Source organism: Cereibacter sp. Soil_C_27, from assembly GCF_057657095.1.
This window is the reverse complement of record NZ_JBDGJD010000001.1, coordinates 761868-788351: the sequence shown is the minus strand read 5'-3', so window position 1 is coordinate 788351 and position 26484 is coordinate 761868. Positions and strand designations below refer to the sequence as shown.

The 26484-nt window shown below is 67.6% G+C and carries 28 protein-coding genes and 1 tRNA gene; 14 read left to right on the top strand and 15 right to left on the bottom strand.

Going from position 1 to position 26484, the window contains the following annotated elements:
- Window positions 1-9: 9 nt before the first annotated feature.
- The 3 genes from tolR to ybgC form a co-directional block, all read right to left on the bottom strand.
- A complete protein-coding gene (gene tolR / locus AC3A5Z_RS03940) occupies window positions 10-477 on the bottom strand; it encodes a protein TolR (RefSeq protein WP_487518074.1) in 468 nt (155 codons plus the stop codon).
- Between the two features lie 3 nt (window positions 478-480).
- Window positions 481-1179: a protein TolQ gene (gene tolQ, locus AC3A5Z_RS03935; protein WP_487518073.1), complete on the bottom strand. Its 699-nt coding sequence runs from the start codon at window positions 1177-1179 to the stop codon at window positions 481-483.
- Between the two features lie 109 nt (window positions 1180-1288).
- Window positions 1289-1702, bottom strand: coding sequence for a tol-pal system-associated acyl-CoA thioesterase (ybgC, locus tag AC3A5Z_RS03930; RefSeq protein ID WP_487518072.1), 414 nt, complete (start codon window positions 1700-1702; stop codon window positions 1289-1291).
- A 222-nt stretch (window positions 1703-1924) separates the two neighbouring features.
- On the opposite strand from ybgC, the gene AC3A5Z_RS03925 reads away from it, so the two are divergent.
- The 5 genes from AC3A5Z_RS03925 to AC3A5Z_RS03905 all read left to right on the top strand — a co-directional run bounded on the left by AC3A5Z_RS03925 (window position 1925) and on the right by AC3A5Z_RS03905 (window position 6077).
- Window positions 1925-2218, top strand: a complete 294-nt coding sequence (locus AC3A5Z_RS03925; RefSeq protein WP_487518071.1) for a hypothetical protein — start codon at window positions 1925-1927, stop codon at window positions 2216-2218.
- Between the two features lie 189 nt (window positions 2219-2407).
- Window positions 2408-3538 (top strand): DNA polymerase III subunit delta', encoded by a 1131-nt coding sequence (locus tag AC3A5Z_RS03920; RefSeq protein ID WP_487518070.1) that lies wholly within the window; start codon window positions 2408-2410, stop codon window positions 3536-3538.
- A gap of 9 nt (window positions 3539-3547) precedes the next feature.
- Window positions 3548-4345, top strand: coding sequence for a TatD family hydrolase (locus AC3A5Z_RS03915; RefSeq protein ID WP_487518069.1), 798 nt, complete (start codon window positions 3548-3550; stop codon window positions 4343-4345).
- On the top strand, window positions 4342-5142 hold the full coding sequence (locus tag AC3A5Z_RS03910; RefSeq protein WP_487518068.1) for an MBL fold metallo-hydrolase: 801 nt from the start codon (window positions 4342-4344) through the stop codon (window positions 5140-5142). The genes AC3A5Z_RS03915 and AC3A5Z_RS03910 overlap by 4 nt, the downstream gene beginning before the upstream one ends.
- Window positions 5139-6077: an AEC family transporter gene (locus AC3A5Z_RS03905; protein WP_487518067.1), complete on the top strand. Its 939-nt coding sequence runs from the start codon at window positions 5139-5141 to the stop codon at window positions 6075-6077. The genes AC3A5Z_RS03910 and AC3A5Z_RS03905 overlap by 4 nt, the downstream gene beginning before the upstream one ends.
- 55 nt (window positions 6078-6132) lie before the next feature.
- Here the strand turns inward: AC3A5Z_RS03905 and AC3A5Z_RS03900 are convergent, their stop codons facing one another.
- From AC3A5Z_RS03900 to AC3A5Z_RS03875, 6 genes are all read right to left on the bottom strand, one after another.
- The gene (locus tag AC3A5Z_RS03900) at window positions 6133-7044 is read right to left on the bottom strand and encodes an ABC transporter permease (protein ID WP_487518066.1); all 912 of its coding nucleotides are present in this window, start codon (window positions 7042-7044) and stop codon (window positions 6133-6135) included.
- Between the two features lie 81 nt (window positions 7045-7125).
- On the bottom strand, window positions 7126-8400 hold the full coding sequence (locus AC3A5Z_RS03895) for an ABC transporter permease (protein WP_487518065.1): 1275 nt from the start codon (window positions 8398-8400) through the stop codon (window positions 7126-7128).
- Window positions 8401-8461: 61 nt separating this feature from the next.
- On the bottom strand, window positions 8462-9535 hold the full coding sequence (locus AC3A5Z_RS03890; protein WP_487518064.1) for an ABC transporter substrate-binding protein: 1074 nt from the start codon (window positions 9533-9535) through the stop codon (window positions 8462-8464).
- A gap of 85 nt (window positions 9536-9620) precedes the next feature.
- Window positions 9621-10724: an ABC transporter ATP-binding protein gene (locus AC3A5Z_RS03885; protein WP_487518063.1), complete on the bottom strand. Its 1104-nt coding sequence runs from the start codon at window positions 10722-10724 to the stop codon at window positions 9621-9623.
- Between the two features lie 306 nt (window positions 10725-11030).
- Window positions 11031-11117: transfer RNA gene (locus AC3A5Z_RS03880), tRNA-Leu, on the bottom strand.
- 118 nt (window positions 11118-11235) lie between these two features.
- Window positions 11236-12753 (bottom strand): peptidoglycan-binding domain-containing protein, encoded by a 1518-nt coding sequence (locus AC3A5Z_RS03875; RefSeq protein WP_487518062.1) that lies wholly within the window; start codon window positions 12751-12753, stop codon window positions 11236-11238.
- Between the two features lie 109 nt (window positions 12754-12862).
- Here AC3A5Z_RS03875 and lipB point away from each other — a divergent pair, with 109 nt between their 5' ends.
- The 3 genes from lipB to AC3A5Z_RS03860 all read left to right on the top strand — a co-directional run bounded on the left by lipB (window position 12863) and on the right by AC3A5Z_RS03860 (window position 15954).
- A complete protein-coding gene (gene lipB, locus AC3A5Z_RS03870) occupies window positions 12863-13519 on the top strand; it encodes a lipoyl(octanoyl) transferase LipB (RefSeq protein WP_487518061.1) in 657 nt (218 codons plus the stop codon).
- A gap of 170 nt (window positions 13520-13689) precedes the next feature.
- Complete coding sequence (gene ctaD, locus AC3A5Z_RS03865) at window positions 13690-15390, top strand: cytochrome c oxidase subunit I (RefSeq protein ID WP_487518060.1); 1701 nt, start codon at window positions 13690-13692, stop codon at window positions 15388-15390.
- Between the two features lie 18 nt (window positions 15391-15408).
- Window positions 15409-15954, top strand: a complete 546-nt coding sequence (locus AC3A5Z_RS03860) for a DUF2244 domain-containing protein (RefSeq protein ID WP_487518059.1) — start codon at window positions 15409-15411, stop codon at window positions 15952-15954.
- 158 nt (window positions 15955-16112) lie between these two features.
- Here AC3A5Z_RS03860 and AC3A5Z_RS03855 read toward each other — a convergent pair whose 3' ends face one another.
- Complete coding sequence (locus AC3A5Z_RS03855) at window positions 16113-16571, bottom strand: GatB/YqeY domain-containing protein (RefSeq protein ID WP_487518627.1); 459 nt, start codon at window positions 16569-16571, stop codon at window positions 16113-16115.
- A 178-nt stretch (window positions 16572-16749) separates the two neighbouring features.
- On the opposite strand from AC3A5Z_RS03855, the gene carA reads away from it, so the two are divergent.
- The gene (gene carA, locus AC3A5Z_RS03850) at window positions 16750-17919 is read left to right on the top strand and encodes a glutamine-hydrolyzing carbamoyl-phosphate synthase small subunit (protein ID WP_487518058.1); all 1170 of its coding nucleotides are present in this window, start codon (window positions 16750-16752) and stop codon (window positions 17917-17919) included.
- A 108-nt stretch (window positions 17920-18027) separates the two neighbouring features.
- On the top strand, window positions 18028-19917 hold the full coding sequence (locus AC3A5Z_RS03845) for a glycosyltransferase (protein ID WP_487518057.1): 1890 nt from the start codon (window positions 18028-18030) through the stop codon (window positions 19915-19917).
- Here AC3A5Z_RS03845 and AC3A5Z_RS03840 read toward each other — a convergent pair.
- The gene (locus AC3A5Z_RS03840; RefSeq protein ID WP_107665874.1) at window positions 19914-20549 is read right to left on the bottom strand and encodes a GntR family transcriptional regulator; all 636 of its coding nucleotides are present in this window, start codon (window positions 20547-20549) and stop codon (window positions 19914-19916) included. The two genes, AC3A5Z_RS03845 and AC3A5Z_RS03840, sit on opposite strands and share 4 nt — an antisense overlap.
- A 113-nt stretch (window positions 20550-20662) precedes the next feature.
- Here AC3A5Z_RS03840 and AC3A5Z_RS03835 point away from each other — a divergent pair, with 113 nt between their 5' ends.
- The 3 genes from AC3A5Z_RS03835 to AC3A5Z_RS03825 all read left to right on the top strand — a co-directional run bounded on the left by AC3A5Z_RS03835 (window position 20663) and on the right by AC3A5Z_RS03825 (window position 22841).
- Entirely contained in the window at window positions 20663-21310 is a 648-nt protein-coding gene (locus AC3A5Z_RS03835) for a pyrimidine 5'-nucleotidase (RefSeq protein WP_487518056.1), read from the top strand.
- 75 nt (window positions 21311-21385) lie between these two features.
- Window positions 21386-21613 (top strand): hypothetical protein, encoded by a 228-nt coding sequence (locus AC3A5Z_RS03830; RefSeq protein WP_487518055.1) that lies wholly within the window; start codon window positions 21386-21388, stop codon window positions 21611-21613.
- 34 nt (window positions 21614-21647) lie between these two features.
- Complete coding sequence (locus AC3A5Z_RS03825; RefSeq protein ID WP_487518054.1) at window positions 21648-22841, top strand: UbiH/UbiF family hydroxylase; 1194 nt, start codon at window positions 21648-21650, stop codon at window positions 22839-22841.
- Here the strand turns inward: AC3A5Z_RS03825 and AC3A5Z_RS03820 are convergent.
- From AC3A5Z_RS03820 to AC3A5Z_RS03810, 3 genes are all read right to left on the bottom strand, one after another.
- Window positions 22838-23965: an aminotransferase class V-fold PLP-dependent enzyme gene (locus AC3A5Z_RS03820; RefSeq protein ID WP_487518053.1), complete on the bottom strand. Its 1128-nt coding sequence runs from the start codon at window positions 23963-23965 to the stop codon at window positions 22838-22840. The genes AC3A5Z_RS03825 and AC3A5Z_RS03820 overlap by 4 nt on opposite strands.
- A 184-nt stretch (window positions 23966-24149) precedes the next feature.
- The gene (locus AC3A5Z_RS03815) at window positions 24150-24608 is read right to left on the bottom strand and encodes an Lrp/AsnC family transcriptional regulator (protein ID WP_487518052.1); all 459 of its coding nucleotides are present in this window, start codon (window positions 24606-24608) and stop codon (window positions 24150-24152) included.
- Complete coding sequence (locus tag AC3A5Z_RS03810; RefSeq protein WP_487518051.1) at window positions 24605-25060, bottom strand: Lrp/AsnC family transcriptional regulator; 456 nt, start codon at window positions 25058-25060, stop codon at window positions 24605-24607. Before AC3A5Z_RS03810 ends, AC3A5Z_RS03815 begins: the two co-directional genes overlap by 4 nt.
- Before the next feature lie 128 nt (window positions 25061-25188).
- Here AC3A5Z_RS03810 and ilvC point away from each other — a divergent pair, with 128 nt between their 5' ends.
- Window positions 25189-26211, top strand: coding sequence for a ketol-acid reductoisomerase (ilvC, locus tag AC3A5Z_RS03805; protein ID WP_107664346.1), 1023 nt, complete (start codon window positions 25189-25191; stop codon window positions 26209-26211).
- 49 nt (window positions 26212-26260) lie between these two features.
- Here ilvC and AC3A5Z_RS03800 read toward each other — a convergent pair whose 3' ends face one another.
- Window positions 26261-26479, bottom strand: coding sequence for a hypothetical protein (locus AC3A5Z_RS03800; RefSeq protein ID WP_487518050.1), 219 nt, complete (start codon window positions 26477-26479; stop codon window positions 26261-26263).
- Window positions 26480-26484: the final 5 nt, after the last annotated feature.

The following is a 26484-nucleotide window of genomic DNA, read 5'->3' as shown; positions in this document are numbered from 1 at the left end:
CCTTCAGGCCTAGCCGTCGCTTCCGCCGAATGTCGGACCGCCCACATCGGTGACGAGGCCGATCTCGTTGAAGCCGCCCCGGTTCAGCGCGCCCATCATCTGGGCCACGCGCTCGTAAGGAATCGTGCCATCCGCGCGCAGGAACAGCTTCTTGCTGGTGCGCTCGGCGGCGATCGCCTGCAGCCGCGGGATCAGCTCGCCTTCCGCGGTCTCGGTCTCCTGGATCATCAGGCGACCGTCGGCCACCATGGTGATCGTCAGCGGCTCCTCCTGCTCGGTCGGCAGCGCATTCGCCGCCGTCTCGGGCAGTTGCACCGGCACGCCCACCGTCAACAGCGGTGCCGCCACCATGAAGATGATCAGCAGCACCAGCATGACGTCCACGAAGGGCGTCACGTTGATCTCGGACATCGCCGCCGAGTGACCCCGCCGCTTGCCGCGCCGTCCGCCGGATTTCTTGACTACACCCGCGCCCATGGCTCAGGCCGCGTCCAGCTGGCGCGACAGGATCGTGGCGAACTCGTCGGAGAACGCATCATAGCCGCCGATGATCCGTTCGGCATCGGCATTGAGCTTGTTGTAGAACACCACCGCCGGAATGGCCGCGACCAGGCCCGCCGCGGTCGCCAGCAGCGCCTCGGCGATGCCGGGGGCCACGACGGCGAGGTTGGTGTTCTGCGAGATGGCGATCTGCTCGAAGGCGTGCTTGATGCCCCAGACCGTCCCGAAGAGACCGATGAAGGGCGCGGTCGAGCCGACCGTCGCGAGGAAGGACAGGCCGGAGTTCAGGCGCTCGCTCTCCTTGTCGATGGCGACACCCATCGAGCGGTCGATGCGCGCCTGCGCCCCGGCGATCAGCCCGCCGTCCTGACGGTGGCTGCGGCGCCATTCCAGCATGCCGGAGGCAAAGATCTTCTCCGACGCGCCTTCCGGCTGCGGCCCGATCTTCTCGAAGAGCTCGTCCAGAGGGTCTCCGGACCAGAAGGCACGGTCGAAGACGCTGGCTTCGCGCTTGGCCATCCGGAACAGGATGTGCTTCTGGATGATGATGGCCCAGGACCAGAACGACATGATGATCAGCGCGATCATCACGAACTTCACCGTCAGGGTAGCGCGCGCGAAAAGGGCGAGCATGGAGAAATCAATCTCCTGCGCCATCGCAAGGGTTTCCGTTTCCATATGCCTGCTCTTGCTGGGGCCGTTCTTGCGGCCGTTCTTACAGATGATTCTATCCGCTTTTGAAGGGGATTGCCAACACAAGTCTGTCACCCGGCAGAAGGGTGCCGGATCACGCGGTTTTGTCAGCGGCGTGAGCGTCCAGACGGCTGCGCAGATCGGGCGGAAGCCGGGCTGCCGCCCCCTCCGCCGTCAGGCAGACGAGCGTCACCGTGGCGGAGAACAGCCGCTCTGCGCCGCGCCGCACCTCCTGGCTCAGCACGATCCGCGCGCCGGTGATGCCCTGCACCTCGGTCAGCACCTCCAGCACATCGTCGAACAGCGCCGGGCGCAGGTAGTCGGCCTCGACCCGCCGCACCGCAAAGACGATCCCCTGCTCCGCCTTCAGCCGCCGCTGGTCCACTCCCAGCGTCCGCACCCATTCGCTTCGGGCGCGCTCGATGAACTTCAGGTAGTTGGCATAATAGACGATACCGGCGAGGTCGGTATCCTCATAGTAGACACGCAGGGAAAAGCTGTGGGGCATGGCCGGTGTTCCGCTCTGGACGGGGCCGACTAGACCAGCTTTTGCGGGCGCGCAAGCCGCCCCCGCCCTGCGGTGCGAGTGTATGCCGCACCTTTCCGGCCGCCTTTTGGCGTGTGGTCTGCGCGCCGCGTGGTAACGTCACAAACGCAGGCGCATCCGCAGGCGATGCCGCGCAGCGCTTCTGATCCGTAAGAGTTCGAGACCCATATAATGGAGAGCACTATGTCGAATTGGGAAACCGCCGTGACCGCGATGCTCGCGGACATCACGCCCAAGAAACTGCTGACCAACGAAGAAGTCTTCGGCAAGGGCGCCGAGATGGGCGACGCCAAGGCGATGGGCTTCACCGACATGCTCGATGCGATGACCCCCAAGAAGCTGCCGACCAACGAGGAACTCTTCGGCCAGATGGCCGAGATGGACACGACCCACATCATGCCGATGCTCGACATGATCACGCCGAAGAAGCTGATGACCTATGACGATCTCGGCGCGCTGATCGGCTTGAAATTCTGAGACGACCCCGCATCGCCCCGCCGATGCGACGCTTCTTCGCTCTGCGCGCCGCCGGTCCGGGCGATCGGTGGCGCGCGGGTGCCGCCTGCCCCGCCGCGGCCCGGCTTTCCCGCGCTCCCCTGTTGCCCCGCCCCGCCCCGGCGGCGTAAACCGACCCTGCGCCCCGCCCGGCGCGAGGAGAGCTGACCCTTGGCCCAGACCGCCCTCGAGGATATCCCCGAGCCCGACCGCGTCGAAGGCGCGCCGCATCCGCGCGACACGGCACGGCTGATCGGCCATGCCGCGGCGGAGGCAGAGTTCCTGTCGTCCTTCACCTCGGGCCGCCTGCACCACGGCTGGCTGATCACCGGCCCGCTCGGCGTCGGCAAGGCGACGCTTGCCTGGAAGATCGCCCGGTTCCTGCTGGCCACGCCCGAGGACACGGGCGGCATGTTCGCCGCCCCGCCCCCCGCCACGCTCGACATCGCCGCCGACCATCCCGTTGCCCGCCGCCTCGCCTCGCAGGCCGAGGGGCGGCTCTTCCTGCTGCGCCGGGCCTGGGACGAGGACAAGAAGCGGCACAAGACGGTGATCACCGTCGACGAGGTGCGGCGGATGAAATCCTTCTTCGCCCTCTCCGCCGCCGATGGCGGGCGGCGCGTGGCCATCGTCGATCCCGCGGACGAGATGAACCCCTCCGCCGCCAACGCGCTGCTGAAACTTCTGGAGGAGCCGCCCGCCGGGGTGACGCTGATCCTGATCAGCCACCAGCCCTTCCGCCTCTTGCCGACGATCCGCTCGCGCTGCCGCGAACTGCGGCTCGGCCCGCTCGGCCCGGAGGAGATGGCCGAGGCGCTGCTCGCCGCCGGGGCCGAGGTCGAGGCGCCCGAGGCGCTGGCCGAACTTGCCGGCGGCTCGGTGGGCGAGGCACTGCGGCTGACCAATCTCGACGGGATGCGGCTCTACCAGTCGATGATCGCGCTCTTCGGCACCCTGCCCCGGCTCGACCGCCCCCGCGCGCTGGCCCTGGCCGAGGCCGGGGCGGGTCGCGGCAACGAAGCGAAGTTCGAGCTGATCCTGACGCTGCTCGATCTCTTCCTCGCCCGCCTCGCCCGCGCCGGCACCATGGGCTACTGCCCGCCCGAGGCCTGCCCCGGCGAGGCGGCGCTGATCGCGCGGCTTTCGCCCTCGCCCTTGGCCGCCCGCACATGGGCCGAACTCGCGCAGAGCCTCGGCCTGCGCGCAAGGCGCGGCCGGGCGGTCAACCTTGACCCTGCCGCGCTTCTCATGGATATGCTTCTCAGGATCGACGAGACGGCGGGACTGCTCGCCCCAAGGTAAGCTTCCCCCATGACCCTCGCCCCCACCCCGCAGATCGTTGACAGCCATTGTCATCTCGATTTCCCCGATTTCGACGGCGAGCTGCCGCAGGTCATCGAACGCGCCCGCGCCGCCGGCGTGACGCGCATGGTGACGATCTGCACCCGTCTGGCGCTGGAGCCGCAGGTCCGCGCCATTGCCGAGGCGCATGACGGCATCTGGTATGCGGCGGGCGTGCATCCGATGCGCGCCGGCGAGGATCACCTCCCCACGGTCGAGGATCTGGTGGCGCTGGCCGCCCATCCGAAGTTCGTCGGCATCGGCGAGACCGGGCTCGATTATTTCTACACCGCCGAGACCAAGGACCGGCAGCAGGAGAGCCTGCGCATCCATATCGAGGCGGCGCGGCAGACCAAGCTGCCGCTGATCATCCATGCCCGCTCGGCCGATGAGGACATGGCGCGCATCCTGACCGAGGAGCATCGCGCCGGTGCCTATACCTGCGTCATGCATTGCTTTTCCTCCAGCGCGGAGCTGGCGCAGGCCGCGCTCGACCTCGGCTTCTACCTGTCGATGTCAGGCATCGCCGCCTTCCCCAAATCCGCCGAACTGCGCGGGATTTTCGCCGCCGCCCCGCTGGACCGCATCCTGCTGGAAACCGACAGCCCCTACCTCGCCCCGCCGCCGCATCGCGGCAAGCGCAACGAGCCCGCCTATACCGCCCATACCGCGGCGAAGGGGGCCGAAGTCTTCGGCCTGAGCCTCGAGGCGTTCGCCGCGGCCACCAGCGCCAATTTCGAGCGGCTGTTCTGGAAGGCCAGATCATGAGCGCCTTGCTGCGCTGCACCATCCTCGGCTGCGGCTCCTCCGGCGGCGTGCCGCGATTGGGCGGGCATTGGGGCGACTGCGACCCCGGCAACCCCAAGAACCGCCGCCGCCGCTGCTCGCTGCTGATCGAGCGGATCACCGAGGCGGGCACCACCCGCGTGCTGATCGACACCACGCCCGACCTGCATCCGCAGCTGCTCGACGCGAAGGTGGGCGAGCTCGACGCGGTGGCCTGGACGCATGCCCATGCCGATCACGTTCACGGCATCGACGACCTGCGCCAGATCGTCTTCAACATGCAGAAACGCCTGCCCGTCTGGGCCGACCCGGTGACGCAGGATTCGCTCGTCACCCGCTTCGGCTATGCCTTCGCCCAGCCCGCGGGTTCGCTCTATCCGCCGATCCTCGATCTCAACACCATCGACGGTCCCTTCGAGGTCGAAGGTGCGGGCGGCACGCTGCGGCTGATCCCGTTCCGCGTCAGCCATGGCCCGACCGAGGCGCTGGGGTTCCGCGTGGCGGGGCTGGCCTATCTGCCCGATGTGGTGGAGATCCCGGCGGAAAGCTGGCCACATCTCGAAGGGCTCGACATGTGGGTGGTCGACGCGCTTCGCCGGAAGCCGCATCCGACCCATGCGCATCTCGCTCTCACCCTGAGCTGGATCGAGCGGGTGAAGCCGCGCCGTGCGATCATCACCAACATGCATCTCGATCTCGACTATGCGACGCTGACCGAGGAGCTGCCTGAGGGCGTGATCCCGGCCTTCGACGGGCTGACCTTCGACCTCGACGGATGAGCGCGCTTCTCGACGTCATCCTGCCGGTCTTTCTGGTCATCGGTTTCGGCTATGCCGCGGCGCGCGCCGGGCTCTTCGGCGAAAGCGCCGTCGACGGGGTGATGCGCTTCGCCCAGACCTTCGCCGTGCCCTGCCTGCTGTTCGCGTCGATCTCCAAGCTCGACCTCGCGGCGCACTACGACCTCGGGCTGTTCTTCGCCTTCTACAGCGGCGCCTTTGCCTGTTTCGGGCTGGGCTATGCCGGATCGCGGCTGCTGTTCAACCGCCCGGTGCAGGATTCAGTGGCCATCGCCTTCGCCTGCCTCTTCTCCAACACGCTGCTGCTGGGCCTGCCGATCACCGAACGCGCCTATGGCCCGGATGCGCTGGCCGCCAACTTCGCCATCATCTCGATCCATTCGCCGATCCTCTATGCCTTCGGCATCACGGTGATGGAGCTGGTGCGCAACCACGGGCTCGGCCATCCGGCGCCGAAGCTCGCCGGTCAGGTGGTGCTGGCCATCCTGACCCAGCCTCTGGTCATCGGCATCTCCGCCGGGCTCGCGGTGAACCTGAGCGGGCTGGTGCTGCCCGCCTCGGTCGCCAGCGCGCTCGACATGATGGTGCGCGCGGCGCTGCCGACGGCGCTGTTCGGGCTGGGGGGCGTGCTGTTCCGCTACCGGCCCGAGGGCGACATGAAGGCGATCTTCATGGTCTGCGCCCTGTCGCTGGTGGTGCATCCGGCGATCACCTACAGCCTCGGCCGCTGGGTCGTCGGGCTGGACGTGGCGCAGATGCGCTCGGCGGTGATCACCGGGGCGATGGCGCCGGGGGTCAATGCCTACCTCTTCGGCGCCATGTATGGCGTGGCCAAGCGGGTGACCGCCTCGGCGGTGCTGCTGGCGACCGGGGCCTGCATCCTCACGACATGGGTCTGGCTGCAGATCCTGCCCTGACCTGACCCGATGGAAAAGGCCGCCCGGAGGCCGCCCCTGCCAACTCCGCGCGATCTCAGCTGTTGCTCACGCCGCGCAGCTTTTCCGACCGGCGCCGCAGGATCTCGACCGTGGCCAGCAGCGCCACCGAGACGATGACGAGGATCGTCGCCACCGACAGGATCGCCGGGCTGATCTGCTCGCGGATGCCGTTCCACATCTGGCGCGGGATGGTCTGCTGGTCATGCGCCGCGACGAAGAGCACCACCACCACCTCGTCGAAGGAGGTGACGAAGGCAAAGAGCGCGCCCGAGATGACGCCGGGCAGGATCAGCGGCATGGTGACCTTGAAGAAGGTCGTCGTCGGGCTCGCCCCCAGCGAGGCGGCAGCGCGGGTCAGCGAGCGGTCGAAACCGATCAGCGTCGCGGTGACGGTGATGATGACGAAGGGAATGCCCAGCGTCGCATGGGCCAGCACCACCCCGACATAGGAGCCGGCCAGCCCGGTGGCCGAGTAGAAGAAGAACAGCCCCGTCGCGGTGATGATGATCGGCACGATCATCGGCGAGATCAGGATCGCCATGATCGCCCGACGGTAGGGCATCTCGGGCCGCGACAGGCCGAGCGCCGCGATGGTGCCCAGCACCGTGGCCACGATGGTCGAGGAGACGCCGATGATCACCGAGTTCTTCGCCGCCCGCACCCATGTCGCGTTGTTCCAAACATCCGCCCACCACGACCCGCCGCGCGCCGCGTCGGGCGCCGTCATGCCGAAGGTCAGCAGCATGTCGTACCAGCGCAGCGAATAGCCGGTCGGATCGAGCGACAGCATCTTTTCGGTGAAGGTGAAATAGGGCTCGGCGTTGAAGCTGAGCGGGATGACGATCAGGATCGGCGCGATCAGGAAGGTGAAGATCGCGACGCAGATGGCGATGTAGGTGTAATGCCAGATACGCTCGAGCGGGCTGGCGTAGACGGGAAGGGCCATCGGGCGGTCTCCTGTGGACGGCGGCCGGGGGCTCTGCCCCCGGACCCCCGGGTTATTTGGGCCAAGATGAAGGGGCCGGGGTCAGCCCAGCTTCAGGTTGTCGATGCCGATGAGACGGTCGTAGAGCCAGTAGAGCACCAGCACCGCCGCCAAGAGCACCGCGGCGATGGCGGCGGCCAGCGACCAGTTCAGGCTGTCCTGCATGTGGAAGGCGATCAGGTTCGAGATCAGCTGCCCCGAGGCCCCGCCGACCAGCGCCGGGGTGATGTAGTAGCCGACGCCGAGGATGAAGACGAGAAGCGCGCCGGCGCCGATGCCCGGCAGGGTCTGCGGCAGGTAGATCCGGCGGAAGGCGGTCCAGCTCGACGCGCCGAGCGAGCGGGCGGCGCGGACATAGGAGGGCGGGATCGGCCGCATCACCGAATAGAGCGGCAGGATCATGAAGGGCAGCAGGATATGCGTCATGGCGATGATCGTGCCCATCTGGTTGTAGATCATCTGGATCCGCGTCTCATCGGTCAGGATGCCGGTGGCCACCAGCGTGTTGTTCACCACCCCCTGCCCCTGCAACAGCACGATCCACGAGGTCGTCCGCACCAGAAGCGAGGTCCAAAACGGCAGGAGCACGAGGATCATCAGCAGGTTGGAATAGCGCAGCGGCAGCGTGGCCAGCAGATGCGCGATCGGAAAACCGAGCAGCAGGCAGAGGAAGGTGATCAGCGCCGCGATCAGGAAGGTCCGCTCGAAGAGCATGACATAGACCCGGCGATCCTCAGGCGCCTGCACGATGTTGCCGGCGTTGTCGCGCGCCAGATCGACGGCGGCGAGGAAGAAGTTTGCGGTATAGGCATCCGAGACCTGACGCATCGTGCCCCAGAGCTGCGGATCGGCCCAATCCTCGTCGGCATCGAGAATCGCCTGCATGTAGGGCGGCTCGAAATTCTTCGCCTTGCGCCCGGTGGAGGTGAAGAGCGAGCGGGTGCCCGACATCTCGTAGTTCACACGAGTGCCGACGACGCCGATGGTCTTGGCCTCGGCCGCGGATTTCAGATCGGCGGCGAGGGCGGCATAGGCGGTCTCGTCCGGCTCGGTGCCGGCGGGCGTGTCGGCGAACCACTGGGTCAGCTGCGGCATGTTGGCCGCGAAGCCGTCGTTGAAGATCGAGCGGTGCAGCATCTGCCCGATCGGCACGATGAAGGTCAGCACGATGAACAGAAGGAGCGGCAGCACCAGGAGGAAGGCGCGCCGCCGCGCCCGCGACTGGGCGCGCGCGAGGGCCGATTTCAGCGACCGGCCGTCTGCGGTGGTGAGTTTTGCCGGGGTGGTCCCTGCGAGATCTGCGGTTGCGTCGGCCATCGTCATCCCTTCCGGCGGAGAGGCGGCGCGCAGGGCCGGAACCCCGCGCGCCGCCGTCGGATCAGTTCGCGGCCAGCCAGGCGTTGAAACGCTCGTTCAGCTCCGAATCACGGTCGACCCAGAACTCGTAGGAAGAGGCGAGCGCGTTAGTCAGGTTGGCCTCCGACGTCGGCATGTGCGGCGCCATGTCGGTCGTGCCGTCCATGAACTTGCCGACCAGCGCGCCCGAGGATTTCCGGGCCGGGCCGTAGGAGATCCACTTGGCCTGATCGGCCAGACGCTGCGTGTCGGTCGAGAAGGTCAGGAACTTCTTCGCGTCCTCGAGGTTCGGCGCGCCCTTCGGGATCACGAAGAGGTCGTATTCATAGACCTGCCCGTCCCAGACCACCTCGAAGGGTTTGCCTTCCGACACCGCCGCCGCGAAGATCCGCCCGTTGTAGGCGGTGGTCATCGACACTTCGCCATCGGCCAGAAGCTGCGGCGGCTGGGCGCCGGCTTCCCACCAGATCGTGTCGGCCTTGATCGTCTCGAGCTTGGCGAAGGCGCGGGTCACACCTTCCTCGGTCTCCAGCATGGCATAGACATCCGCCGCCGGAACGCCGTCGGCCATCAGCGCCATCTCGAGGTTGGCCTTGGCCCCCTTGCGCATCGCGCGCTTGCCCGGGAAGGTCGCCGTGTCGAAGAAATCGGCGATGCTGTCGGGCTTCTCGCCCGAGAACTTCGACGTGTCATAGGCGAAGACGGTCGAGAACACGATGGTGGCCACCGCGCAATCGGTCAGCGCGCCGGGCAGGAAGTCTTCCTCCGCCGGGGTGCCATCGGGGGCCGCGGCGAGGATCGACGGATCGATCTCTTCCAGGAGGCCCTCGTCGCAGAGGCGGATCGCATCGGCATATTCGACGTCGGCGACATCGACCGACACGTTGCCGGCCTCGACCTGCGCCTTGATCGGGGTGGCGGGGTTGTCGGCGTCAACCGAGATCACCTTGATGCCGGTCTCGGCGGTGAAGGGCTTGTGATAGGCTTCGACCTGGCTCACGGCATAGGAGCCGCCCCAGGACATGACCGTCACATCCGCCGCGGCCGTGAAGGCCACGCTGGTCAGGGCGGTGGACAGGATAAGCAGCTTCTTCATACGGTAGGCTCCCTTGTTGAACTGGTATTCTTGTTGATTATGGCTGTGGCCGCTTTCTGCGGTCTTACCGGCGAAGGGCCGGTTTTCAGAGCGGGTCGAGCGCGCGCGCGTCTTCGGGCGCCCAGCCGATCCTGATCTTCTCGCCCGGCTGCAAGACGCGCTGGCCGAGGGTATTGCGGGATTTCATCACGAAATCCTCCGATCCGGCAACCCTGACGCGGGTGCGGAAGATGTCGCCCATGTAGATGAACTCCATCACCTCGGCCTCGAGCGTATGCGCGCCCTGCGGCAGCAGTTCGGGCTTGTACTCCACCCGCTCCGGGCGGATCGAGACCAGCGTCTGCTGGCCCTTGCGCGCCACGTTGACCGGAGTCGCGTCGATCAGCTCGCCCGTCGGCAGCCGCACCAGCGCGCGACCGTCGGCGATATCCTCGACCACGCCCGGCAGCTTGTTGTTCTCGCCGATGAAGCCCGCGACGAAGCTGTTCTTCGGCCGCTCGTAAAGCTCGGACGGCGGGGCAAGCTGCTGGATGCGGCCATCGTTGAACACGGCGATCCGGTCGCTCATCGTCAGCGCCTCGCCCTGATCATGCGTCACATAGACCACGGTGATGCCAAGGCTGTCGTGCAGATGCTTGATCTCGAACTGCATGTGCTCGCGCAGCTGCTTGTCGAGCGCGCCCAGGGGCTCGTCCATCAGCACGAGCTTCGGGTCGAAGACCAGCGCCCGGGCCAGCGCGATGCGCTGCTGCTGGCCACCCGACAGCTGCGCCGGGCGGCGGTTGATGAAGGCGCCCATCTGCACCATGTCGAGCGCCCGCTTGATCTTGGCCTCGCGGTCCGACTTGCCCATGCCGCGCACTTCCAGCGGGAAGCCGAGATTCTCGCCCACGGTCATGTGCGGGAAGAGCGCGTAGTTCTGGAACACCATGCCGATGCCGCGCTTGTGCGGCGGCACCGTGTTGATCGGCTTGCCGTCCAGCTTGATCTCGCCATGCGTGGCGGTCTCGAATCCGGCAAGCATCATCAGGCAGGTGGTCTTCCCTGAGCCGGAGGGCCCTAGCATCGTGAGGAACTCGCCCTTCGCGATGGTGAGGTTCAGGTCTTTGACGACGAGCGTTTCGCCGTCGTAGCTTTTCTGCACGTGATCGAACACGACAAAGCCATCGGCGCGGGTATCAGCCACCAACCAAGTCTCCCCATTTTTACCGGCAGGTTTCCTGCACTCGTTGGAACCTTTTAAAACAGCCGCCTCGCATCATTGCAATCTTGTTGTGCAGATGCTGCCCTGCAGCGAACCGATGCTCAGAAATTGGGCCACGACGCTCGTCACCCGGCGATCAGATCGCCGCAGTGCGAAATTGCGCCAGCGGAAAGCGACGCTTCCGGGCGAAAGGCGACACGCACGCAACGGCACGCAACGGCACGGAAGCGGGGGAGCGGAAATGCCAAAGGCGGCCCCGGGGGCCGCCTTGGTGGTCCTCTCGAGGAGGAGTGGTGCGGTCGAAAGGACTCGAACCTTCACGGGTGTTACCCCACAGCGACCTCAACGCTGCGCGTCTACCAATTCCGCCACGACCGCACAGTCTTGGCTTGGTGGCGGGTTATTAGCCAAGGCTTCGCAGGAAGGAAAGCGGATTTTTCATCCGACCGAGAAATGCTGTGGCGAGGGGGGCCGGGGCCCTCCCCCGCCCCGCCTCTCACTGACCCATCAGCAGGAACGGCAGCCGCGCCGCCATGCTCACCGCCTTGGCCCCGTCGATCGGCAGCGCTGCGCCGCCTTGAGCAAAGGCCATGGTCGGCGCCGGGGCCGCAGCCTCGGGTGCGACATCGGGAAGCACCGGGGCGCTGGCCTCCTGCTGCGGCGCCGCCGGGGCGAAGACCGGCAGCGTCGCCGGCGGCGCGGGCAACAGATCGACCCGCCCGCCCACGGTGTAGGCCGCCTTGCGAATCACCTCTGACCGGTCCGGCATGTTCGGCGCGAAGACCGTGCCGCCCGCCTGAGTCGCCGTCAGCCCCATCTCGTACCAGTCGAGCGCCAGATCCGGCCGGGTCGCCGCGCCGAAGCCCTGCGACAGGTGATGGCCCAGCAGCTCGGCATAGCCCTTCTGCCCCAGCGCCGTCAGCATCAGCGCCGAGCCGATCGCCACATCCATCGAGTCGGAGGCATAGCCGACGCCGAGGCAGATCTTCGCCGTCCCGGTCAGCTGCGCCGGGGCCATGCCGCTGGTCTGCACGAAGCCCGACACGCCCTGCAGCACCTCGTCGCGCGGTTGCAAGGACAGCGCCGCCACATGATCCTTCAGCACCGGGCCGAAGGCGGCGCATTGCTCCGAGATCTGCTGCGGGGTGAAGCCCGCCACCTGCGCCGACATCTGCTCGCCCGAGGCGATGGCAGAGCTGCGCGCCAGACAGAACTGCTCGGCCAGCGCGAAGCCCGGGTCGGTCATGGCACCGACCGTCGTGTAACCGCCGTTGCTGTTGGTGGTCAGCCCCACCGTGTTGCACTTCGAGGCGAGCGAGACCATCGTCGCCCCGTTGCCGAGGAACGAGGGCAGCGTCGGCGCGGCGGGCTCCGGCTCGGGCTCCGGCTCGGCGGCCAGCACCGGCAGGCTCGGCAGCGCGGGCGCGGGCATCGCCGGGGCGGTGGCGGCGGGCACCGGCATCGCGGGCGCGGCCATCGGCATCATCGGCGCCGCGACCGGCTGGGTCACGATCCCCGCCATCTCGTCGCGCTGGGTCAGGATCATGCCGCGCAGCCCCTGCGGATGGGTCGAGACGGTCTGCGCAACCATGGGCCCGCCCGCCACGGCGCGGTGATAGGCCGAGGTCAGGATCGTGCGCTCGTAATCGGTCAGCTGCCCGGTCGGCGGATAGCCGATCAGTACCTGATACTGCGAGATCGCCCCGCGCGACCGCGACCCCAGCGCCCCGTCGACCGCGCCGACCGGATAGCCGAAGTAGTTCAGCGCCGTCTGCACCTCCTTGTTGGCCGCGCGCTGCGCCGAGGAGATCGAGGACTGCGACGAGCGGGTGCTGCGTCGGACGGTAGTTTGCTGCTGGCGGCGGCGGTTCTGGTCATTGGCGATGGCATGGCCGATGAAGCCGCCCACGAGCGCCCCGGCAAGGGCATCGCCCGCATCTGCCTGCACCGGCGGCGCGGGGGCAAACCCCATGAGCGCGGCGAGACTGGCAGTCGTAATGGATTTCAAATACATCGGATCTCTCCTGCGGGCAAAGGACTCAATCGGCCAAGCCTAGCACGGGTCCGAAGCCCGTTCGGCATATTTTCTGCGCCCCGCGGCATCGGGAAAAAGGAGAAGAGCGATGAGTTTTCCGGAATGGACGGTGCTGCCCGGGCTCGCCCCCTATGCCGAGACCCTCGCGGCGATGGAGACGCGGGTGGCGGCGATCTCGGCGGGCGAGGCGCCCGAGGCGATCTGGCTGCTGGAACACCCGCCGCTCTACACCGCCGGAACCTCCGCCCGGGCCGAGGATCTGGTGGCCCCCGACCGTTTCCCGGTCCATGTCGCCGGGCGCGGCGGGCAGTATACCTACCACGGCCCGGGGCAGCGCGTGGCCTATGTCATGCTCGACCTCAACCAGCGCGGCCGCGACGTGCGCCGATTCGTCTGCGCGCTGGAGGATTGGGTGATCGCCACCCTGGCCGAGTTCAACGTGACGGGCGAGCGGCGGCAGGGTCGGGTCGGCGTCTGGGTCACGCGGCCCGACCGCCCTCCCCTGCCCGACGGCAGCCTGCGCGAGGACAAGATCGCCGCCATCGGCGTGAAACTGCGCCGCTGGGTCAGCTTTCACGGCATCTCGATCAATGTGGAGCCCGATCTGGCGCATTTCGACGGTATCGTGCCCTGCGGCATCCGCGAGCATGGCGTGACCAGCCTCGTCGATCTGGGCCTGCCGGTGACGATGGGCGATCTCGACACCGCGCTGCGCACCACCTTCCCGCGGCATTTTCCGGGCTGACGCTGCGTCATACGGCCGCGTCAAGCCGATGATCAACGTCATGTTTTCTTGATCTGGATCAAAGTCTGACATTGCCGTTGCCAGTGCGTGGCACTAAAAACATGCAGCAAGCAGCGGCGACGTGTCTCAGTGCGGTGCCGGTTCCAGATCAACGCAAGCGGGAGGCAAGCATGGCCGACGCAGCCATTCATGGCCACGACCATGACAACCGCGGGTTCTTCACCCGCTGGTTCATGTCAACGAACCACAAGGATATCGGCATCCTGTATCTGTTCACCGGCGGTCTCGTCGGGCTGATATCGGTTGCCTTCACGGTCTACATGCGGATGGAGCTGATGTCTCCCGGCGTGCAGTTCATGTGCGCCGAGCACCTCGATTCGGGCTTCTTCCGTGGCATGGCCCAGTCGCTCTGGCCCTCCTCGATCGACAACTGCACCCCGAACGGCCACCTCTGGAACGTGATGATCACCGCCCACGGCATCCTGATGATGTTCTTCGTGGTGATTCCGGCGCTGTTCGGCGGCTTCGGCAACTACTTCATGCCGCTGCACATCGGTGCGCCCGACATGGCCTTCCCGCGGATGAACAACCTGTCCTACTGGATGTATGTCGCCGGCACCTCGCTTGCCGTGGCGTCGCTGTTCACGCCGGGCGGCAACGGGCAGATGGGCTCCGGTCTGGGCTGGGTGCTCTACCCGCCGCTCTCGACCTCCGAAGGCGGCTATTCGACCGACCTCGCGATCTTCGCCGTCCACCTCTCGGGCGCCTCGTCGATCCTCGGTGCGATCAACATCATCACCACCTTCCTCAACATGCGCGCCCCGGGCATGACGCTGCACAAGGTGCCGCTCTTCGCCTGGTCGATCTTCGTCACCGCCTGGCTCGTCCTGCTGGCCCTGCCGGTGCTCGCCGGCGCCATCACCATGCTGCTGACCGACCGGAACTTCGGCACCACCTTCTTCCAGCCTTCGGGCGGCGGCGACCCGATCCTCTACCAGCACATCCTGTGGTTCTTCGGCCACCCCGAGGTCTACATCATCATCCTGCCGGGCTTCGGCATCATCAGCCACATCATCGCCACCTTCTCGCGCAAGCCGATCTTCGGCTACCTGCCGATGGTCTATGCGATGGTCGCCATCGGCGTGCTCGGCTTCGTCGTCTGGGCGCACCACATGTACACCGTCGGCATGTCGCTGACCCAGCAGAGCTACTTCATGATGGCCACCATGGTGATCGCGGTGCCGACCGGCATCAAGATCTTCTCCTGGATCGCCACCATGTGGGGCGGCTCGATCGAGATGAAGACCCCGATGCTCTGGGCCTTCGGCTTCCTGTTCCTCTTCACCGTCGGCGGCGTCACCGGCATCGTGCTGAGCCAGGCCGGCGTGGACCGCGCCTATCACGACACCTACTACGTCGTGGCGCACTTCCACTACGTGATGAGCCTCGGCGCCGTCTTCGCCATCTTCGCCGGGATCTACTTCTGGATCGGCAAGATGTCGGGCCGGCAATATCCGGAATGGGCGGGCAAGCTGCACTTCTGGATGATGTTCATCGGTGCGAACCTGACCTTCTTCCCGCAGCACTTCCTCGGCCGTCAGGGCATGCCGCGCCGCTACATCGACTATCCGGAGGCTTTCGCCACCTGGAACATGGTCTCGTCGATCGGCGCCTTCCTGTCCTTCGCCTCGTTCCTGTTCTTCATCGGCGTGGTCTACTACACCCTGACCCGTGGCGCCCGCGTCACCCAGAACAACTACTGGAACGAATACGCCGACACGCTGGAATGGACCCTGACCTGCCCGCCGCCGGAGCATACCTTCGAGCAGCTGCCGAAGCGGGAAGACTGGGACAAGAGCCACGCCCACTAAGGGCTGCCTCGCGCTCCCATGCCCTATGAATGGATGACACGACAGGAAAAGGCCCCGGATCGCTCCGGGGCCTTTTCCGCATCTCCCGCCGCCCTGCCCGGGGAAAGCCCGGCCTTCCGCCTGCACCTCTGGCCGCACCGCTCGCTGCCGCGCCGCGGCTTCGTCGGCTTCATCGCCGCCACCTGCCTGATGATCAGCCTGCCGCTCCTCGCCGTGCTCGGCTCGCCCGTGCTTTGGATGCTCCTGCCCTTCCCGGCTTTGGCGGTGACGGGGATCTGGCTCGCCCTGAACCGCAGCTACCGCGACGGCGAGATCGTCGAGGAACTGACGCTCTGGCCCGACCGGATGACCCTGCTGCGCCACGGTCCGCGCGGGCGGCGGCAGGAATGGCAGGCCAACCCGCATTGGGTGAGCCTCAAGCTGCACCCTTCCGGCGGCCCGGTGCCGAACTACCTCACCCTGCGCGGCGGCCCGCGCGAGGTCGAGATCGGCGCCTTCCTCAGCGAGGAGGAACGCCTGTCGCTGCATGGCGAGCTGCAGAGCGCGATGGCGGGGGCGCGGTGACCCACAGCGGGCATGCGCCGCTCGGGGCCATCGAGGCCCCTCGCGCCGCCTTGCCAGCGCAGAACGTCAGCCGGTCGCAGACGGCGGTGCGCTGCGTCGAGGCGGAATGAAAAGTGGAGCAAAGAGAAACGGCAGGATCCGCCTGCCGTGGAGGCAGGTCAGCCCAGCCGGTCCTTGACCCGCGGGCCGACGGCGCCGAAGTCCATCTGACCGGTGTAGCGGCTCTTCAGCACAGCCATCACCTTGCCCATGTCGCGGATGGTCGTCGCCTCGGCCTCGGCGATGGCGGCGGCGATGGCGGCCTCCACCTCGTCGGCGGTCAGCTGGCGCGGCAGGAATTCCTCGATGACGGTGATTTCCTCGCGCTCCTTCTCGGCCAGCTCCAGCCGGCCGCCCTCCTCGTAGGCGCGGGCGCTTTCCATGCGCTGCTTGACCATCTTGCCGAGGATGCCGGTGATCTCCTCGTCGGTGACCATGCCCTCGCCCCCGTCGACACGGGCGGCGATGTCGCGATCCTTGATGGCGGCGTTGATCAGCCGGAGCGTTGAAAGACGCTCGGCCTGCTTCGCCCGCATCGCATCCTTCAGAGCGTCCTGAAGCCGGTTGCGCAATGTCATGGTCATCCCATCCTCGTCATTGGTCGAATGTGCGACAATACAGTGCCACGTCGCGCAAGACAACGGGGCACCGATTGCACAAGTCATTGATCTTCAAGGCCAAGTCATTTGGCTGCCGGTCTTGACCCCGCCCTCCCCTGCTCTTAGTGTCCGCCAGATTTTGCCGGGGAGTCGCATCATGGCCGCCACCAGTCACCAGACCCAAGCCAAGCCGACCGCCTGCCTCGCGCTCGCCGATGGAACCGTGTTCTACGGCATGGGCTTCGGCGCCACGGGCGAGACGGTCGCCGAGCTGGTCTTCAACACCGCAATGACCGGCTATCAGGAGATCATGACCGATCCCTCCTATGCCGGGCAGATCGTCACTTTCACCTTCCCGCATATCGGCAACGTCGGCGTCACCGCCGAGGATGACGAGACCGCGCAGCCGGTCGCGGCCGGCATGGTGGTGAAATGGGATCCGACCGACGCCTCGAACTGGCGCGCCACCGGCGAGCTCACCGAATGGCTGAGACTGAAGGGCCGGATCGGCATCGGCGGGCTCGACACCCGGCGGCTGACCCGGGCGATCCGCCAGCAGGGCGCGCCGCATGTCGCGCTGGCGCATGACCCGGAAGGCAAGTTCGACATCGGCGCGCTGGTCGCCAAGGCCCGCGGCTGGCGCGGCCTCGTCGGGCTCGATCTCGCGCGCGACGTGACCTGTGCCCAGAGCTACCGCTGGGACGAGCAGCGGTGGGCCTGGCCCGAGGGTTACACCCGGCGCGAGGGCGACGGGCTGCGCGTCGTCGCCATCGACTACGGCGCCAAGCGCAACATCCTGCGCTGTCTCGCCTCGGCGGGCTGCGACGTGACGGTGCTGCCGGCGACGGCCACCGCAGAGGACGTGCTGGCGCTGAACCCCGAGGGTCTCTTCCTCTCCAACGGTCCGGGCGATCCGGCGGCGACCGGGGCCTATGCCGTGCCGATGATCCGCGGCGTGCTCGACAGCGCGCTGCCGGTGTTCGGCATCTGCCTCGGCCACCAGATGCTGGCGCTGGCGCTCGGCGCCAAGACGGTGAAGATGAACCACGGCCATCACGGCGCCAACCATCCGGTGAAGGATCTCGACACCGGCAAGGTCGAGATCACCTCTATGAACCACGGCTTCACCGTCGACAGCCAGACCCTGCCGAAGGGCGTGCTGGAAACCCATGTCAGCCTGTTCGACGGGTCGAACTGCGGCATCCGGGTCGAGGATCGGCCGGTGTTCTCGGTGCAGTATCACCCCGAGGCGAGCCCCGGCCCGCAGGACAGCTACTATCTGTTCGAGCGCTTCGCCGCCGCCATGCGCGCCCGCCGCGCCGCCTGACACACCTGCCGCGGGCTTTCCACGCCGGAAAGCCCGCGGGAAGTGCGCGGGTTAACCCGCTGTTAACCCCGTTTCGGCGAAGCTCTCGGCATTGACGAGGGTCTTGCCGTGTCCGCCACCCTGCACCCGCTTCCACCCACCCCCGACCGCGCCTCCCCCGCGCGCACGGCGGGGCTGCGGCTTCTCGGCGCGCCCGATCACCCGCTGGCGCTGAGCCTGCTGCGCGACGGGCTGGTGGCGCCGCATGATCTGGTCGATGCCCTCAGCCGCCAGACGCAGGAGGGCGAGGCGCTGAGCGAGATCTTCCTCGCCCGGGGCATGATCGACGAGGCAGCGCTCTACCGCCGCCTTGCCCGCCATCACCACGCCACCCTCGCCAAGCCCGAGGCCGATCTGCCGGACCCCCGGCTGATCGACCGGCTGGGGCGCACCCTCTGCCTGCGCGAGGGGCTCTTGCCGTGGAAACAGGCCGGCGAGACGACGCTGGTGATCTCTGCCGTGCCCGAACGGTTCGAGGCCTTCCGCCCGCTGCTGGAGCGGACCTTCGGCAAGGTGGCGATGATGGTGGCCCCGCGCCACAGTCTCGAGGCGGCGGTGCTGGCGGTGCGTGGCGACGAGATCGCCCGCGAGGCCGAGACCCGGGTGGCCGAGGCTGAAAGCTGCCGCCACTGGGGCGGCCGCCTGATGCCCGCGAGCCTTCTTCTGCTGCTGGCAGCGCTCTCCCTCGCCGCTCTGCTGCAACCCCTGCCGGTCATGGCGGCGCTCAGCCTCTGGGCCATCGTCACGCTCGCCCTCTCGGCGGGGCTGAAGCTTGCCGCGGCCCTCGCCGCCCTCCGCATCCCGCCGCCCGAGCCCCCCGCCCCGGTGATCGCCCAGCTGCCGGTCGTCTCGATCATCGTGGCGCTCTATCACGAGGCCGATATCGCCGGGCGGCTGGTGGTGTGGCTGTCGCGGATGGATTATCCGCGCGACCTTCTCGACATCGTGCTGGTGGTCGAGGCGGGCGACGAAGGCACCCGCGCGGTGCTGGCCGAGGCCGGGCTGCCGCCATGGATGCGGGTCGTCGTCTCGCCGGCGGGGCGGCTGCGCACCAAGCCGCGGGCGCTGAACGTGGCGCTCGACCATTGCCGCGGCTCGATCATCGGCGTCTACGATGCCGAGGACGCGCCCGCCGCCGACCAGATCCGCAAGGTGGTGGAGCGCTTCCACCGCCGGGGCCCGCAGGTCGCCTGCCTGCAGGGCGTGCTCGATTTCTACAACCCGCGCAGCAACTGGCTGTCGCGCTGCTTCACCATCGAATACGCCACATGGTTCCGGCTGATCCTGCCCGGTCTGGAACGGCTCGGGCTGGCGGTGCCGCTCGGTGGCACCACGCTCTTCTTCCGCCGTTCCGCGCTGGAGGAGCTGGGTGGCTGGGATGCCCATAACGTCACCGAGGATGCCGATCTCGGCATGCGCCTTGCCCGCCACGCCTACCGGACCGAACTGATCGACACTGTGACCGAGGAGGAGGCCAACTGCCGCCCCCTGCCCTGGGTGCGCCAGCGCTCCCGCTGGCTCAAGGGCTACATGCTGACATGGGCCGTCCACATGCGCGATCCGCGGCTGCTCTGGCGCCAGCTCGGCCCGCGCCGCTTCGCCGGGTTTCAGGTGCTCTTTCTATGCACCCTCTCGCAATTCCTGCTGGCGCCGCTCCTCTGGTCGTTCTGGCTCCTCAGCATCGGCCTGCCGCATCCCGCGAATGCCCTGCCGCCCCTGCTCGTTGCCGCAGTCGTGGCGCTCTTCATCGCGGCCGAGGCGGTGAACATCACCTTGGGCATCACGGCCGTCCGGATGACACGCCACCGGCTCAACCCGCTCTGGGTGCCGACGCTGACGGTCTATTTCCTGCTCGGGGCGCTCGCCTCCTACAAGGCGGTATGGGAGCTGATCGCGGCCCCCTTCTTCTGGGACAAGACCAGCCACGGTCACTACCCGCCGACCGACCCGAAACCCTAGCGCAGCCGCAATTCCCCGGCATCGACCCGCAGCCGCGTCTCGAAGGCCTTGGAGATATGGTTGCGCAGCGCCTGATAGGCCGCCTCGCCGTCGCGCTGTTCGATGGCGCGCACGATCTCCTCATGCTCGGCCATCGCCACCTCGTCCCGCCCCTCGGCGGCGAAGGAGGTCGTGGCCATCAGCGCCATCGACCGATGCACCAGATCGAGCTGCTGCACCAGGAAGCGGTTGTGCGAGGCCAGATGGATCTGCTTGTGGAACCGCTTGTTGGCCCGGCTCAGCGCCCGCGGATCGCCGGCCAGCAGATGCTTGTCATCCTCGACCATGCCGCGCAGCACCCGCACCTCCTCGTCGGTCGCATGCCGCGCCGCCAGCCGCGCCGCCAGACCCTCGAGCTCGGTGCGCACCGCATAGAGCTCGGCCAGCTGGTTGTGGTCCAGCGAGGCCACGATCAGGCTGCGCCCGTCGCGCGTCAGCATCGACTGCGTCTCCAGCCGTTGCAGCGCCTCCCGCACCGGGGTGCGCGACACGCCCAGCCGCTCGGCCAGCTCGGATTCGACCAGACGGTCGCCCGGCTTGTAGACCCCGGCATCGATCGCCTCGAGGATCAGCGTATAGGCATCTTTCTGCACGGGGGGATCGGCCTTTCGTCACGGGCAATATCCGGCGACGTTATCCGCGCCGCGCCGCCGGAATCAACCGCAAAGCATTGCCGCGCCCGGGCCTGCGGGATAGGGTCGCGGCCATGGTAGCGCATCATTTTTCCCACGTCCGCGACTGGGTCTTCGACCTCGACAACACCCTCTACCCGCCCTCGGCCCGCCTCTTCGACCAGATCGAAGTGAGAATGACCGATTGGGTGATGACCGCGCTCAAGGTCGAACGGGCCGAGGCCGACCGGCTGCGCAGCCACTACTGGCGCACCTACGGCACCACGCTGGCCGGACTGATGTTGGAACACGGCGTGGATCCGGCGCCCTACATGACCCATGTTCATGACATCACCCTCGATCATCTCGAGAAGGACATGCTGCTCGCCGCCCGCATCCGCGACCTGCCGGGGCGCAAGATCGTCTTCACCAACGGCTCGGCCCCCTATGCCGAGCGGGTGATTGCGGCGCGCGGCCTCTCCGGCCTCTTCGACGCGGTCTATGGCGTCGAGCACGCGGGCTACCGCCCCAAGCCCGAACGCGCCGCCTTCGAGACGGTCTTCGCCGCCGACAGCCTCAGCCCCGCCACCGCCGCGATGTTCGAGGATGACGCCCGCAACCTGCTCGCCCCGCACGAGATGGGCATGCGCACCGTCCATGTGGCACCCGAGGCGGCCCCCGCCCCGCATATCCACCACCACACGCTCGATCTCTCCGACTTCCTCGCGCGGCTGCTGCCCTGATCCGCCGCGACGAATTGCCCCATGCGGCTGCGGCATTCCGGCACTACCTAGACGTCGCAGCCCAGGAGACAGCCGATGACAGCCCCCGCCACCTTCCCCGCCGACAATACCCTCATCCCGCAGATCGAGGGCTACACCAAGCACATCACCCGGACCGAGGTCACCGTCTTCCTCGCGATCGCGCTCTTCGTCGCCCTCGTCAGCCTCGCCACCGCCACATGGGGCCTCGTTGCGCTCGCCATGTCGGCGCTGGCCCTTGTCCCGGTCGTGCTGGGCCTTATCCTGATGATCACATTCGGCTAGGCACCCCCGCCCGCCGCTCCAGAAGGCTCGCCCCATGACCCGCATCCGCACAGACATCCTGATTTCCGGCGGCGGCGTCGCCGGGCTGACGGCGGCCGCGGGCTTCGCCTCGGCGGGCTATGACGTGATCTGCGTCGATCCCGCCCCGCCCGTCACCTCGGCCGAGGCCGAGGGCGCCGACCTGCGCTCCACCGCCTTCCTGCAACTCTCGATCCCGGTGCTGCAGGCGGCAGGCCTCTGGGACCGCCTCGCCCCCCATGCCGCCCCCCTGCAGGTCATGCGCATCATCGACGCCGGCGGCGCCGTGGAAGAGCCGCGCATCGTCAAGGATTTCGACGCCTCCGACATCTCCGACCAGCCCTTCGGGTGGAACCTGCCAAACTGGCTCCTGCGGCGCGAGATGGTCGCCCATCTCGCCACGCTCCCCAATGTCGATTTCCGCCCCGGCACCGCCACCCGCAGCGTGCTCACCCGCGAAAGCGAGGCCGTCATCAGCCTGACCGACGGCAGCCGCATCTCGGCCCGACTGCTGATCGGCGCCGACGGCCGCAACTCCCCGGTGCGCGAGGCTCTGGGCATCGGCGCCCGGGTCATGCGCTACGGCCAGAAGGCGCTGGCCTTCACCGTCACCCATGAGGTGCCGCACCGCAACGTCTCGACCGAGATCCACCGGTCCGGCGGCCCCTTCACCCTCGTCCCCCTGCCCGACCGCGACGGCCAGCCCGCCTCCGCCATCGTCTGGATGGAGACCGGCGCCGAGGCGCAGCGCCTGCAGGCCCTCCCGGTTCCGGCGTTCGAGGCGGCGATGAACGCCCGCTCCTGCGGCATCCTCGGCCCGCTCCGCCTCGCCTCGCGCCGCACCCTCTGGCCGATCATCAGCCAGATCGCCGAGCGCATGACCGGCGAACGCACCGCCCTGATGGCCGAGGCCGCGCATGTCATGCCGCCGATCGGCGCGCAGGGGCTGAACATGAGCCTCGCCGATCTCGCCGCGCTCCTCGACCTCGCACGCCCCGAGACGCTCGGCGAACCGGCGATGCTCGAGGACTACCACCGCCGCCGCCATCTGGAGGTTAAGGCCCGCATCATGGGCATCGACGCGCTGAACCGCGCCTCGATGCTGGGCGATCCGGTCTGGCGCGACCTGCGCGCCACGATGCTCAACGCGATGTATTCCCTCGCCCCGGTGCGCAAGACCCTGATGAAGGCCGGGCTCGGCGTGCGTTAGAGCACGCGGTCGAGCACGCCCTTCAGCCGCGCCAGCGTGCCCTCGACATCATAGAGCTTGTCCAGCCCGAAGAGCCCCAGCCGGAAGGTGCGGAACCCCTCGCCCTCGCCGACCTGCAGCGGCACCCCCGCCGCGATCTGCATGCCCTCCGGCAGGAACTTCCTGCCGTTCTGCACCTCGGGATCCTCGGTGAAGCTCACCACCACCCCCGGAGCGCCGAAGCCTTCCGCCGCGACCGAGGCCACGCCCTTCTCCGCCAGCATCGCCCTGACCCCGATCCCCAGCTCCCATTGCGCCGCCTTCAGCGCCTCGAAGCCATGCGCCTTCGTTTCTGCCATCGCATCGCGGAAGCCGACCAGCGCATCGGTCGGCATGGTGGCGTGATAGGCATGTCCGCCCGCCTCATAGGCCGCCATGATGCTGCGCCATTTCTTCAGATCCAGCGCGAAGGAATTCGACGCCGTCTCCTCCAGCCGCGCCAACGCCCGCGCCGAGAACATCACGAGCCCCGCCGAAGGCGAAGCCGACCAGCCCTTCTGCGGCGCCGAGATCAGCACATCGACTCCGGTCGCCGCCATATCCACCCAGACGCAACCGCTGGCGATGCAGTCGAGCACCATCAGCGCCCCCACCTCATGCGCCGCCGCCGCCATCCGCGCGATATAGTCGTCCGGCAGGATCAGCCCGGCCGAGGTCTCGACATGCGGCGCGAAGACCACATCGGGCCGGGTCTCGGCGATCTTGGCCACCACCTCCTCGATCGGCGGCGGGGCAAAGGCCGCCCGTGCCCCGTTGCCCGCAGGCCGCGCCATCACCACCGTCTGCCCGGCGGCAAAGCCGCCCGCATCGAGGATCTGCGTCCAGCGATAGGAGAACCAGCCGTTCCGCACGATCAGCGCCTGCCGCCCGGTCGCGAACTGCCGCGCCACCGCCTCCATCCCGTAGGACCCGCCCCCCGGCACCAGGGCCACCGCCTCGGCGTGATAGACCTCCTTCAGCATCGTCGAGATGTCGCGCATCACGCCCTGGAACTTCGCGGACATGTGGTTCAGCGAGCGGTCGGTGAAGACCACCGAAAACTCCATCAGACCGTCGGGATCGACGTCGGGGCGCAGCGCGTTCATGGGCATCTCCTCCAGCTTGCCCCCAGTGATACGGTCGCGCCCCGCTTCGCACCAGCCGGAAAAACGGATGAGCGCCGCGCCCATCAACCGCACCGACTCCCCCTCCCCCCATTTTCTGTCGAAAAATATCCTCGGGGGTGGGGTCCGGGGAGGGGGCAGACAGCCCCCACCCCGGCTTCCGGCCTCACCCCAAGGGCCCCGGCCGCCGCTCCTCGGTCAGAAGCACATTCGCCTCCACCTGCCCCACCCCCGGCAGGGTCATGATCCGCCGCCGCAGCACCCGCTCGAAATCCGCGATATCCCGCGCAACCACCCGCAGCCGGTAGTCGAACAGCCCCAGCACATGCTGCACCACCTGCACCTCCGGGATCGCCGTCACCGCCCGCTCGAAATCCTCCAGGGAAACCCGCCCCTTGGTCGCCAGCTTCACCCCGAGGAACACCGTGACGCCGAAGCCCAGCGCCGCCCGGTCCACCTCCAGCCGCCGCCCGGCGATCACCCCCGCCTCCTCCAGCCGCCGCACCCGCCGCCAGGCCGCGGGCTGCGACAGCCCGAACCGCCGCCCGAGCGCCCCCGCCCCCTGCGAGGCGTCCAAGGCCAGCGCCCGCAGCAGCGCCCGGTCGATATCGTCGAGCTCGATCACAGCGGTAACGCCTCCGCGTCCTTGATCGTGGCGATCAGCATCAGCGCCTCGATATCGGCGATATGCGGCAGGGTCAGGATGCGGCGGCGATAGACCTCCTGATACTGCTTCATGTCACGCGCGATCACGTTCAGCCGCACATCCACCCTGCCGAGGAAGGTCTCGATGCCAATCACCTCCGGCACCTCGCGCGCCGCCTCGAGGAATTCGTCGAAGGCGCGCGGGTCGGTCTTGTCCAGCGTGAAGCGCAAGCTGACCTCGACCTCGTAACCCAGCCGCCGCCAGTTGATCACCGCCTGCCGCGCGCCGATCACCCCGCGCTCGGTCAGCTTCTCCAGCCGCCGCCAGCAGGTCGCGGTGGTGACCCCGGCGCGCTCGGCCAGATCCGCGGTGGAGAGCGCCGGATCGGCCAGCATGTGCCGCAACAGCCGGCGGTCGGTATCGTCGAGCATGGAAATTCCGCCATATGCCATTTCAGCGAATGAATTTTCGCAGAAAATTCGCAACCCGTCAAATTATGAACCCATCATCCCGCCCCGCTCCCTATTCTGCCCGGCAATGAACCACCAAGGAGACCGCCATGCGCGTGTATTATGACCGGGACTGCGACATCAACCTGATCAAGGACAAGAAGGTCGCCATCCTCGGCTACGGCAGCCAGGGCCATGCCCATGCGCTGAACCTGCGCGACTCGGGCGCGAAGAACCTCGTCGTCGCGCTGCGCGAGGGCTCGCCCTCGGCCAAGAAGGCCGAAGGCGAGGGCCTCAAGGTCATGGGCATCGCCGAGGCCGCCGCCTGGGCCGACCTGATCATGTTCACCATGCCCGACGAGCTGCAGGCCGAGACCTACAAGAAATACGTGCATGACAACATCCGCGAAGGCTCGGCCATCGCCTTCGCCCACGGCCTCAACATCCACTTCGGCCTGATCGAGCCGAAGCCGGGCGTCGATGTCATCATGATGGCACCGAAGGGCCCGGGCCACACCGTCCGCGGCGAATACGTCAAGGGCGGCGGCGTGCCCTGCCTCGTGGCCGTCGACAAGGACGCCACCGGCAAGGCGATGGAAATCGGCCTGTCCTACTGCTCCGCCATCGGCGGCGGCCGCTCGGGCATCATCGAGACCAACTTCCGTCAGGAATGCGAGACCGACCTCTTCGGCGAGCAGGCCGTGCTCTGCGGCGGTCTGGTCGAGCTGATCCGCATGGGCTTCGAAACGCTGGTCGAAGCGGGCTACGAGCCCGAGATGGCCTATTTCGAATGCCTGCACGAGGTGAAGCTGATCGTGGACCTGATCTACGAAGGCGGCATTGCCAACATGAACTACTCGATCTCGAACACCGCCGAATACGGCGAATACGTCTCCGGCCCGCGCATCCTGCCCTATGCCGAGACCAAGGCCCGGATGAAGGAAGTCCTCACCGACATCCAGACCGGCAAGTTCGTGCGCGACTTCATGCAGGAAAACGCCGTCGGCCAGCCCTCCTTCAAGGCGACCCGCCGCATCAACGACGAGCACCAGATCGAAAAGGTTGGCGAGAAGCTGCGCGCGATGATGCCGTGGATCTCGAAAGGCAAGATGGTCGACCGCGCCCGCAACTGACCTCTGCCCACCTTTGAAACGAGACAGGCGCCCCGCGGGGCGCCTGCTTTCATTCCAGCACCGGCTCGGCGTCCGGCTTCCAGGCCGTCGGCCCGTCCTTACGCAGGAAGGCGACGCCGCCCTGCGGGCCGTCCTTGGCCAGCGTCGATTTCGGCGCGTTCGGGTCGTGGCGCCGCTCTTCGACCTTGCCCTTGCTGATCAGCGCGAAGGCCAGGACCGCAAGCAGGGTGACGAGCGACAGGAGCGGGATGATCCAGGAAAAGTCCATTCTCT